Annotated in this window: 13 protein-coding genes; 5 read left to right on the top strand and 8 right to left on the bottom strand. The window is 57.9% G+C overall.

Annotated elements, in window-relative coordinates:
- Positions 1-137: 137 nt before the first annotated feature.
- From NL64_RS05305 to NL64_RS05285, 5 genes are read left to right on the top strand one after another with little or no spacing between them, the layout of a single operon-like run.
- The gene (locus NL64_RS05305) at positions 138-545 is read left to right on the top strand and encodes a hypothetical protein (protein ID WP_034147107.1); all 408 of its coding nucleotides are present in this window, start codon (positions 138-140) and stop codon (positions 543-545) included.
- On the top strand, positions 526-1,902 hold the full coding sequence (locus NL64_RS05300; protein WP_034147106.1) for a class II fumarate hydratase: 1,377 nt from the start codon (positions 526-528) through the stop codon (positions 1,900-1,902). The genes NL64_RS05305 and NL64_RS05300 overlap by 20 nt, the downstream gene beginning before the upstream one ends.
- A 30-nt stretch (positions 1,903-1,932) precedes the next feature.
- The gene (locus NL64_RS05295; RefSeq protein ID WP_034147105.1) at positions 1,933-2,373 is read left to right on the top strand and encodes a hypothetical protein; all 441 of its coding nucleotides are present in this window, start codon (positions 1,933-1,935) and stop codon (positions 2,371-2,373) included.
- Between the two features lies 1 nt (position 2,374).
- The gene (locus NL64_RS05290) at positions 2,375-2,986 is read left to right on the top strand and encodes a superoxide dismutase (protein ID WP_034147104.1); all 612 of its coding nucleotides are present in this window, start codon (positions 2,375-2,377) and stop codon (positions 2,984-2,986) included.
- A 30-nt stretch (positions 2,987-3,016) separates the two neighbouring features.
- Positions 3,017-3,910 carry a ZIP family metal transporter gene (locus tag NL64_RS05285; RefSeq protein WP_034147103.1) on the top strand — a complete coding sequence of 298 codons (894 nt, stop codon included), beginning with the start codon at positions 3,017-3,019 and terminating at the stop codon, positions 3,908-3,910.
- 173 nt (positions 3,911-4,083) lie between these two features.
- On the opposite strand, the gene NL64_RS05280 is transcribed toward NL64_RS05285, so the two are convergent.
- From NL64_RS05280 to lptC, 8 genes are all read right to left on the bottom strand, one after another.
- The gene (locus tag NL64_RS05280) at positions 4,084-4,359 is read right to left on the bottom strand and encodes an HPr family phosphocarrier protein (protein WP_034147102.1); all 276 of its coding nucleotides are present in this window, start codon (positions 4,357-4,359) and stop codon (positions 4,084-4,086) included.
- Positions 4,360-4,374: 15 nt separating this feature from the next.
- Complete coding sequence (gene rapZ, locus NL64_RS05275) at positions 4,375-5,232, bottom strand: RNase adapter RapZ (protein WP_034147101.1); 858 nt, start codon at positions 5,230-5,232, stop codon at positions 4,375-4,377.
- Between the two features lie 2 nt (positions 5,233-5,234).
- Positions 5,235-5,699 carry a PTS IIA-like nitrogen regulatory protein PtsN gene (ptsN, locus tag NL64_RS05270; protein ID WP_034147100.1) on the bottom strand — a complete coding sequence of 155 codons (465 nt, stop codon included), beginning with the start codon at positions 5,697-5,699 and terminating at the stop codon, positions 5,235-5,237.
- Positions 5,700-5,711: 12 nt separating this feature from the next.
- Positions 5,712-6,020 (bottom strand): ribosome hibernation-promoting factor, HPF/YfiA family, encoded by a 309-nt coding sequence (hpf, locus tag NL64_RS05265; protein WP_007941242.1) that lies wholly within the window; start codon positions 6,018-6,020, stop codon positions 5,712-5,714.
- 74 nt (positions 6,021-6,094) lie between these two features.
- Positions 6,095-7,588: an RNA polymerase factor sigma-54 gene (locus tag NL64_RS05260; protein ID WP_034147099.1), complete on the bottom strand. Its 1,494-nt coding sequence runs from the start codon at positions 7,586-7,588 to the stop codon at positions 6,095-6,097.
- 184 nt (positions 7,589-7,772) lie between these two features.
- A complete protein-coding gene (gene lptB, locus NL64_RS05255) occupies positions 7,773-8,498 on the bottom strand; it encodes an LPS export ABC transporter ATP-binding protein (RefSeq protein WP_034147098.1) in 726 nt (241 codons plus the stop codon).
- Positions 8,498-9,046: a lipopolysaccharide transport periplasmic protein LptA gene (lptA, locus tag NL64_RS05250; RefSeq protein ID WP_034147097.1), complete on the bottom strand. Its 549-nt coding sequence runs from the start codon at positions 9,044-9,046 to the stop codon at positions 8,498-8,500. The genes lptB and lptA overlap by 1 nt, the downstream gene beginning before the upstream one ends.
- Positions 9,033-9,605: an LPS export ABC transporter periplasmic protein LptC gene (gene lptC, locus NL64_RS05245; RefSeq protein ID WP_034147096.1), complete on the bottom strand. Its 573-nt coding sequence runs from the start codon at positions 9,603-9,605 to the stop codon at positions 9,033-9,035. Before lptC ends, lptA begins: the two co-directional genes overlap by 14 nt.
- Positions 9,606-9,613: the final 8 nt, after the last annotated feature.

The following is a 9,613-nucleotide window of genomic DNA, read 5'->3' as shown; positions in this document are numbered from 1 at the left end:
TTGCTGGCGATGGCGATTTCAGAGCCGCCATCGCCAGCAAGCCGGCTCCTACAAAAGATTTTGCTCGCTGCACTGCTCTTGTTTTGGTTCTCATTATCATCTAATAATAAATCTCATTACCGAATGAGCCGCGGATCATGAGTTCTGCCTTGCACGAGCAGCCTTACCTCGAAAGCTGGCGCTGGATGAGTCGCCAGATCCGTTGCGCGATGAATCCCGACGAACCGCGCCTTATCGATCATTACCTGGCCGAAGGCCGGTATCTGGCCTGTTGCACGGCGACCTCTCCCTGGACCATTGCTGAAACTTCTTTGCGCCTGTTGCTCGACACCGCCGCCGATGTCGCGCTGCCGTGGCATTGGCGCACGTACTGCCTCGACCAGGCCTGGCGACCACTGCGCGAGCTGGAACGCCTCTCTCTTTGCAAATGCCGCCTCAAGCGCTGGCAGAGCTACACCTGGCAACTGGCGAGCTGCGAGTTGCAACCCTCGATTCCTCTCATAGAACTGGTGCAAGGATTTTCAGATGACCAAGACACGTATTGAGCGCGACAGCATGGGCGAGCTTCAGGTCCCGGAAGACGCCCTCTACGGCGCACAGACTCAACGTGCGGTGGATAACTTCCCAATCAGCGGCAAGCCGATGCCGGTGCAATTCATCCGTGCGCTGATCCTGGCCAAGGCCGCCGCTGCCCGCGCCAACATCGAACTCAAGCAGATCAGTGAATCCCAAGGCAAAGCCATCGTCGATGCAGCCCAGGGACTGCTTGAAGGTGACTTCATGCGGCACTTCCCGGTGGATATTTTCCAGACCGGTTCAGGCACCAGTTCCAACATGAACGCCAATGAAGTGATTGCCACCCTGGCCAGCCGTCTACTCGGCGAGCCGGTTAACCCCAACGATCACGTCAACTGCGGTCAAAGCAGCAATGACATTATTCCTACCACCATTCACGTCAGTGCGGCGCTTGCGTTGCACGAGCAGCTACTGCCGGCGCTGAACGGGTTGGTGCAGGTAATCGAGCGCAAGGCTGAAGAGGTGCATCACCACGTCAAAACCGGTCGTACCCACTTGATGGATGCCATGCCGGTGCGCATGAGCCAAGTGCTCAACGGGTGGGCGCAACAGCTCAAAGCCAACATCGGCCATTTGCAGGATCTGCAACCCAGTCTGCAATCCCTCGCCCAGGGCGGTACGGCGGTGGGTACTGGCGTGAATGCGCATCCGGAGTTCGCCGCACGTTTCAGTCAACAATTGAGCAAGCTGACCCAGGTGCAATTCACGCCAGGCGTGGATCTGTTTGCATTGATTGGCTCTCAGGACACCGCCGTTGCCGTCTCCGGGCAACTGAAGGCCACCGCCGTATCGTTGATGAAAATCGCCAACGACTTGCGCTGGATGAACTCCGGTCCGTTGGCCGGCCTGGGTGAAATCGAGCTCGAAGCCTTGCAACCGGGTTCTTCGATCATGCCTGGCAAGGTCAACCCGGTGATCCCGGAAGCTACTGCCATGGTCGCCGCCCAGGTGATCGGCAACGACACGGTGATCACCATCGCCGGTCAGTCGGGTAATTTCGAATTGAACGTGATGCTGCCGATCATCGCCCAGAACCTGCTGAGCAGCATCGAATTGCTGGCCAATTCCAGCCGTCTGCTGGGTGAAAAGGCCATCGCCAGCTTCAAGGTCAACGAAGACCGCATCAAGCAAGCCCTGTCCCGCAACCCGATTCTGGTGACCGCACTCAACCCGATCATTGGCTATCAGAAAGCCGCCGAGATCGCCAAGAAGGCCTATCAACAAGGCCGTCCGGTGATCGACGTGGCGCTGGAACACACCGAGCTGTCACGCAGCCAACTGGAAGAGTTGCTCAACCCGGAAAAACTCACCGCAGGCGGCGTGTAATAAACACCGCTAGCGCTTTGGAGGCTCACCATGGAGCACTGGAAACGCACGATCGAAAGAGCAAATCGCTGTTTCATGCTGGGCGAACTGGTCGATGCTCGCGAGGCTTACTTGCAGGCGTTGGCCTTGGCCCAAGTGTTGTTCGAGCGCTGGCCAGATGCCGATGAAGCGGTGGCGGCCTGCGTGATTTCCCACCACAACCTGGCGGATCTGCATTTGCGCCTGAACCAGCCGGAGGAGAGCGCCGAGTATCTGTGTGCTATCCATCAGCGGCTGTTGCAGACCATGCAGGATCCGCGACTGGCACCGGCCCTGCGTGAAGCCGCGATGCGCCAGAGCAGCAAAACCTACGTCGAATTGCTGAGTTTCATCAGCGAACACGGTGAATACCCGCGCACTCATCGCTTGCTGCACATCGATGCCGCCGCACCGTCGCACCCTGCTGCGCCTCATCATCATGGAGTCCATTGAAATGGCTTTTACCTTGCCTGCCTTGCCGTACGCCTACGACGCCCTGGAACCGCATATCGATGCGCAGACCATGGAGATTCACTACACCAAACACCACCAGACCTACATCAACAACCTCAACGCCGCCGTTGAAGGCACCGAGTTTGCTGAATGGCCGGTGGAAAAACTGGTGGCTGCCGTGCAGCAACTTCCGGAGAAACTGCGCGCTGCCGTGATCAATCAGGGCGGTGGGCACGCCAACCATTCGTTGTTCTGGGAAGTCATGACGCCAGGTGGTGGCGGTAAACCGGAAGGCGCACTGGCTGCGGCCATCGATGAGCAACTGGGCGGACTCGACAGCTTCAAAGAGGCATTCACCAAAGCTGCGCTGACGCGCTTCGGCAGCGGCTGGGCCTGGCTGAGCGTCACGTCACAAAAGACCTTGATCGTGGAGAGCAGCGGCAACCAGGACAGCCCGTTGATGAACGGCAACACGCCGATCCTCGGCCTGGATGTCTGGGAGCACGCCTACTACCTTCAATATCAGAACCGTCGCCCGGAATACATCAGCGCGTTCTACAACGTGATCAATTGGCCAGAAGTTGCCGCGCGCTATCAGGCCGCGCTGATTTAAGTCTTCTGCAAAAACAATCCAAGGCTGACTATGGGCACTGAAACACTGGCGATCGGAAATGGACGAATGTTTCGTTACGCATTTGGGTCGCTGTTACTGCTGGCGGGCATGAGCTTGCTGGTTGCGCATGGGCTGGAATGGCTGGATCTGGAGCCGAAGCTGTCTCGAGCGTTGCAGGGCGGTGCGATCTGCGCCCTCGGCACCGCGCTCGGGGCGGTGCCGGTGCTGGTGATCCGGCGCATGCCCCAGGCACTCAGCGATACGCTGTTGGGGTTTGGTGCCGGAGTGATGCTGGCGGCGACCGCGTTTTCGTTGATCGTGCCGGGCATTGCGGCGGCAGAAAATCTTGGCATGACCCCATGGGCAGCCAGCAGCCTGATCTGTTTTGGCATCATGCTTGGCGCGTTCGGCCTGTTTCTGGTTGATCGCAAGGTCTCCGGGGCTTCGCCGGAAATGCTCGTAGGCACTGTTGAACATCCGGTGATTCCGCCGAGGATCTGGCTGTTCGTATTCGCCATCATTGCCCATAACATTCCCGAAGGCATGGCGGTCGGTGTTTCGGCTGGGGGTGGAATGCCTGATGCAGACAGTTTGGCGATGGGCATCGCCCTGCAGGATGTGCCGGAAGGGCTGGTGATTGCGTTGGTGCTGGCGGGAGCAGGGATGTCGCGCTTCAAGGCATTCCTGATCGGTGCGGCGTCAGGATTGGTCGAGCCGGTGTTCGCACTGTTGTGCGCCTGGCTGGTGAGCCTGGCCGAACTGTTATTGCCTTTGGGATTGGCGCTGGCGGCGGGAGCAATGCTTCTGGTGGTAACCCATGAAGTCATTCCAGAGTCGCGCCGACACGGTCACGACAAGTTGGCCAGTCTTGGGTTGTTGATCGGGTTTTGTTTGATGATGGTGATGGATACGGCGTTGGCTTGAACGGGGCGCAAAAAGCAGAAGGAACACTTGTGGCGAGGGAGCTTGCTCCCGCTCGACTGCGCAGCAGTCGTAATATCAGCCGGCGCGGAGTGTCAGATTCATTGTGACGACAGGTTTTGGGGCTGCTTCGCCGCCCAGCGGGAGCAAGCTCCCTCGCCACAAAAAAGCGGGTGTTACTCGCCTTCGTCGAAGTAGTTGTTGATCAATGCCACCAGTGCATCCAGCGCTTCCTGCTCCTGCTCGCCTTCCGTGCTTAGATAAATCTTTGTGCCCTTGCCGGCCGCCAGCATCATCATCGCCATGATGCTTTTACCGTCGACTGTGGTCTCTGGCGTGCGTCCTACCCTGATCGTGCAATCCTTGAACTGCCCGGCAACTCCAACGAATTTTGCGGAAGCGCGGGCGTGCAGGCCCAGCTTGTTGATGATTTCGATTTCCAGAGCAGGCATCGCGGTGTGAATCCTTTAGCTGAGGTCGCGGTGGCGGACCTGGACGTTCTTCAGGGATTGTTGCAGGGTCTTGGCCAAGCGTTCAGTCAGATAAACGGAGCGGTGATGGCCGCCAGTGCAGCCAATGGCAATGGTGACATAGGCGCGGTTGCTGGCGGCAAAGCGGGGCAACCATTTGAGCAGATAGGTGGATATGTCCTGATACATCTCTTCGACATCCGGTTGTGCCGCCAGGTACTCGGCAACCGGTTGATCGAGTCCGGACTGTTCACGAAGCTCCGGCTTCCAATATGGGTTCGGCAGGCAGCGCACGTCGAACACCAGATCGGCATCCACTGGCATGCCACGCTTGAACCCGAAAGACTCCACCAGGAACGCAGTTCCCGGCTCCGGCTGATTCAGCAGGCGCAGCTTGATGGTATCGCGCAGCTGATACAGGTTCAGGTTGGTGGTGTTTATCTTGAGATCGGCGAGGTCCGCAATCGGTCCGAGCAGAGTGCTCTCGACGCTGATTGCTTCGGCGAGCGATCGGTTGGCGTTGCTCAATGGGTGACGTCGACGGGTTTCCGAGAATCGCTTGAGTAGCGTTTCGTCGTCGGCATCCAGGTACAAGACATCGCACTGGATGTGCCGGCTGCGGACTTCTTCCAGCAGGTCAGGAAAACGAGTCAGATGGCTCGGCAAGTTACGCGCGTCGATGGACACGGCAACCAGTGGCTGAGACAGCTCGGTGTGAATCAGTGCGCGCTCGGCCAATTCCGGCAGCAACCCGGCAGGCAGGTTGTCGATGCAGTAGTAGCCATTGTCCTCGAGTACATCGAGGGCGGTACTTTTACCCGAGCCGGAACGGCCACTGACGATGATCAAGCGCATGATTAGTGCCCGTTTTGCTCGTCCAGGACAACCTGATACAAGGCTTCATTGCTCGGAGCGCTGCGAAGTTTTTCGCGCACTTCCTTGCGGTCGAGCATGCTGGCGATCTGGCGCAACAGCTCCAGGTGCGCATCGGTAGCGGCTTGGGGGACCAGCAGAACGAACAGCAGGTCAACCGGCGCGCCGTCGATGGCGTCGAAATCGATTGGGGCGTCCAGGTGCATCAAGGCACTGATGGGTGAATCACAGCCCTTGAGGCGGCAGTGAGGAATGGCGATGCCGTTACCAAAACCGGTGGATCCGAGTTTTTCACGGGCAATCAAAGCCTCGAAGACATCTTGCATCTCCAGATCCGGCACTTCGCGATGGATGAGGTTGGCAATTTGCTCGAGGGCTTTCTTTTTACTGCCGCCCGGCACGTTCACCAGGGAACGGCCGGGGGTCAGGATGCTTTCAAGTCGGATCATGGGTTGGGAGTGTTAACGACCGGTAGCGCCCTGGAGGAGGCTCTGGGTCTTTTCCTTATGCTTTTTGAGTTGTTTATCAAGCTTGTCGGTGAGTGCGTCGATCGCCGCGTACATGTCGGTATGCTCCGCGTTGGCGACCACTTCATTCCCGGGAATATGCAGCGTGGCTTCGATTTTCTGCTTCAGCTTTTCGACCGTCATCGTGACCTGCACGTTGGTGATCTTGTCGAAATGCCTCTCTAATCGTTCGAGTTTTTCGCCGATGTAGGTGCGAAGAGGTTCGGTCACTTCCAGTTGGTGTCCACTGATGTTGACTTGCATACAGCTTCTCCTTCGTTGCCAGTGCATAAAGCGGCAGATCAGATGATCTGCCACTGGAACGCTGTGGCGTGGCTCTACATCAACCGCTTGCGTTCGCTCGAAGGCGCGATCCCGAGGGATTCGCGGTACTTGGCGACGGTGCGGCGAGCCACCTGAATGCCTTGTGCCTCCAGTAAACCAGCGATCTTGCTGTCACTCAACGGCTTTTTCTGATTTTCCGCGGCAACCAGTTTTTTGATGATCGCGCGGATCGCCGTGGACGAGCATTCGCCGCCTTCGGAGGTGCTGACGTGGCTGGAAAAAAAGTATTTCAGTTCATATATGCCCCGCGGGGTATGCATGAATTTCTGCGTGGTCACCCGCGAGATAGTCGACTCGTGCATGCCGACCGCTTCGGCGATGTCATGCAGGACCAACGGTTTCATCGCTTCGTCGCCGTACTCCAGGAAGCCGCGCTGATGCTCGACGATCTGGGTGGCCACTTTCATCAGGGTTTCGTTGCGGCTTTGCAGGCTCTTGATGAACCAGCGGGCTTCTTGCAGCTGATTGCGCATGAAGGTGTTGTCGGCGCTGGTATCGGCACGACGGACGAACCCGGCGTACTGAGCGTTGACCCGTAAACGTGGCACCGATTCCTGGTTGAGTTCCACCAGCCAGCGTTCGTTGTCCTTGCGCACGATCACGTCGGGAACGACGTACTCGGCTTCGGTGGACTCGATTTGCGATCCAGGGCGCGGGTTGAGGCTCTGGACCAGTTCGATGACCTGGCGCAGTTCATCTTCCTTGAGCTTCATGCGGCGCATCAACTGGCTGTAGTCGCGGCTGCCGAGCAAGTCGATGTAATCGGTGACCAGACGCTTGGCTTCCGCCAGCCAAGGGGTCTTGGCGGGCAACTGGCGCAATTGCAGCAACAGGCATTCGCCCAGGTTGCGAGCACCGATGCCGGCCGGTTCGAATTGCTGAATGCGGTGCAGGACGGCCTCGATTTCGTCGAGCTCGATGTCCAGTTCCGGATCGAAGGCTTCGAGGATTTCCTCGAGCGTCTCGTCCAGGTAGCCCTGATTGTTGATGCAATCGATCAGCGTCACGGCGATCAGGCGATCGGTGTCGGACATCGGCGCCAGGTTCAGTTGCCAGAGCAGGTGGCTTTGTAGGCTCTCCCCGGCGGATGTACGGGTGGTGAAATCCCACTCGTCGTCATCGTTGCTCGGCAGGCTGCTGGCGCTGGTCTGGTAGACGTCTTCCCAGGCAGTATCGACGGGCAGCTCATTGGGTATGCGCTCGTTCCAGTCGCCTTCCTCGAGGTTATCCACCGTCGGGGCGCTTTCCTGGTAGGAGGGTTCCTGAATGTCGCTGTTGGGCTTCTGTTCGGCGTTGTCGGCCAAGGGGTCGGTGTTGTCGAAGTCGTCGCCTTCTTCCTGGCGTTCGAGCATCGGATTGGACTCCAGGGCCTCCTGGATTTCCTGTTGCAGGTCCAGGGTCGACAATTGGAGCAGGCGGATGGCCTGTTGCAGCTGCGGTGTCATCGTCAGCTGCTGGCCCATTCTCAAGACTAGCGATGGTTTCATGGCAGGGGCTTAACACCTTATTCGCCGGCGCACATGCGCCATCCACTACAGGGCGCCGGAGCGCCAAACATAAGCAAATTATATGCCCGAAACTGCAGCGTTTGCCTAGAGCGCTGTAACAATAAAAAAATGTTGATTTTTTATCGCAACAAGCGCTTTCGCGACCTGCCAGACATCTCAGCGCTTACAGGCGGAACTCATGGCCCAAGTACACTTCTTTAACCAGGTCGTTGGCCAGGATGGTTTCTGAGTCGCCTTCGGCGATCAGTTGACCATCGTTGACGATGTAGGCGGTTTCGCAGATATCCAGGGTTTCACGGACGTTGTGGTCGGTGATCAGCACGCCAATGCCCTTGGCCTTGAGGTGGTAGATGATCTGCTTGATATCGCCTACCGAAATCGGGTCCACGCCAGCGAATGGTTCGTCCAGGAGGATGAATTTCGGGTTGGTGGCCAGCGCCCGGGCGATTTCCACGCGGCGGCGTTCACCACCGGACAGGCTCATGCCAAGGTTGTCGCGAATGTGGCTGATGTGGAATTCCTGCAGCAGGCTTTCCAACTCCTGGCGACGACCGGCCTTGTCGAGTTCCTTGCGGGTCTCGAGGATTGCCATGATGTTGTCCGCTACTGAAAGCTTGCGGAAGATCGACGCTTCTTGCGGCAGATAGCCGATCCCGGCCTTTGCGCGGCCATGCATCGGCTGGTGGCTGACGTCCAGGTCGTCGATCAGGACGCGGCCCTGATCGGCCTGTACCAGGCCGACGATCATGTAGAAACAAGTAGTCTTGCCGGCGCCGTTGGGGCCAAGCAGGCCGACGATCTGACCGCTGTCGATGGACAGGCTGACGTCACGCACGACCTGACGGCTCTTGTAGCTCTTGGCCAGATGCTGAGCTTTCAGAGTTGCCATTACTGGGCCTTTTGCTCGTCGGTTTTCTTTTTCGGCTGGATCACCATGTCGATGCGCGGACGCGACTCGGTCACCTTGCTGCCGGTAGCGCGACCGGCGCTGGCGAGCTTTTTCTCGGTGTCGTAGACGATTTTCTCGCCCTGGGTGACGTTGTTGTCCTTGTCGATCACTTTGGCGCGATCGATCAGCACGACGCGATTTTGCGAGGCGTGATACTGGATGGTGACGCCGTAGCCTTGGACCGGCTTGGTATCGCCTGCCGTTTGCAACTGCTCGAAATAAGCCAGGTTGCCCACCGAGGTCACCACGTCGATATCGCCGTTCGGGGTGCGGGTCATGGTCACCTTGTTGCCGGTAACCTTCATAGAGCCCTGAGTGATGATCACGTCACCGGTGTAGGTGGCAATGCCGTTCTTGTCGTCCAGTTGGGCGTCGTCGGCCTGAATGCGGATAGGCTGTTGTTGATCGTCCGGCAGAGCCCAGGCGCTCACGCTTCCCAGTGCTGCGCCCAGACTGAGCAAAATAGGGAGGGTTTTAACGAGCCTCATACTGTCCTCTTACGTTCGATAGCAGGTGTATCCTGCTTTCTTTCAAATACGCTTTCATTCCGTTACCAGTCGATACACCGCCAGCGCCGTCGATTCTAACGGGTTGCTCGGTCTGCGCATATTGCTGTTGCGGGAACACGGTCATGCGAGTGGTGGTGATCAGGGTTCTGCGGTTTTTTTCGTCGAAACGCGTGATGCGTACCGAGTCGATCAGTTCAACCTGTGTACCGTCCGGATTGACTTCACCCTTTTCGCTCTGGACGTGCCACGGGAACTCCGTACCGCGGAACATGTTCAGGTCGGGGTTGGTCAGCAGCGTCACTTCGGTTGCTTTCAGGTGTTCGACTTTATCGGACGTCATCTCGTATTGCAGTTTGCCATCCGGCAGGAACTGCACGCTGTGGGCGTTGATGGCGTAATAGTCGATCGCGCTTTCGTCGACTTTCACCACTGGCTTGTCGAGGAAGCGTTCCGGGCTGATGTTCCAGTAGCCGACCGCAGCGAAAATCGCCGTGATGGAACCGAACACCAATATGTTGCGAATCTTTTTGCTCAACATGGTTTGGC

It is taken from the genome of Pseudomonas fluorescens (genome assembly GCF_000802965.1).
Classification (GTDB): Bacteria; Pseudomonadota; Gammaproteobacteria; order Pseudomonadales; family Pseudomonadaceae; genus Aquipseudomonas; species Aquipseudomonas fluorescens_A.
Note: the sequence above shows the minus strand (reverse complement) of the source record. Positions and strands in the feature narration are given on the sequence as shown.

Bases quoted from the DNA above. Each gene is read 5' to 3' on its own strand.
- hpf (WP_007941242.1), bottom strand. From the start codon at position 6,020: ATGCAAGTCAACATCAGTGGACACCAACTGGAAGTGACCGAACCTCTT.
- NL64_RS05305 (WP_034147107.1), top strand. From the start codon at position 138: ATGAGTTCTGCCTTGCACGAGCAGCCTTACCTCGAAAGCTGGCGCTGG.
- NL64_RS05260 (WP_034147099.1), bottom strand. From the start codon at position 7,588: ATGAAACCATCGCTAGTCTTGAGAATGGGCCAGCAGCTGACGATGACA.
- NL64_RS05280 (WP_034147102.1), bottom strand. From the start codon at position 4,359: ATGCCTGCTCTGGAAATCGAAATCATCAACAAGCTGGGCCTGCACGCC.
- lptA (WP_034147097.1), bottom strand. From the start codon at position 9,046: ATGAGGCTCGTTAAAACCCTCCCTATTTTGCTCAGTCTGGGCGCAGCA.
- lptC (WP_034147096.1), bottom strand. From the start codon at position 9,605: ATGTTGAGCAAAAAGATTCGCAACATATTGGTGTTCGGTTCCATCACG.
- NL64_RS05290 (WP_034147104.1), top strand. From the start codon at position 2,375: ATGGCTTTTACCTTGCCTGCCTTGCCGTACGCCTACGACGCCCTGGAA.
- NL64_RS05300 (WP_034147106.1), top strand. From the start codon at position 526: ATGACCAAGACACGTATTGAGCGCGACAGCATGGGCGAGCTTCAGGTC.
- NL64_RS05285 (WP_034147103.1), top strand. From the start codon at position 3,017: ATGGGCACTGAAACACTGGCGATCGGAAATGGACGAATGTTTCGTTAC.
- rapZ (WP_034147101.1), bottom strand. From the start codon at position 5,232: ATGCGCTTGATCATCGTCAGTGGCCGTTCCGGCTCGGGTAAAAGTACC.
- lptB (WP_034147098.1), bottom strand. From the start codon at position 8,498: ATGGCAACTCTGAAAGCTCAGCATCTGGCCAAGAGCTACAAGAGCCGT.
- ptsN (WP_034147100.1), bottom strand. From the start codon at position 5,699: ATGATCCGACTTGAAAGCATCCTGACCCCCGGCCGTTCCCTGGTGAAC.
- NL64_RS05295 (WP_034147105.1), top strand. From the start codon at position 1,933: ATGGAGCACTGGAAACGCACGATCGAAAGAGCAAATCGCTGTTTCATG.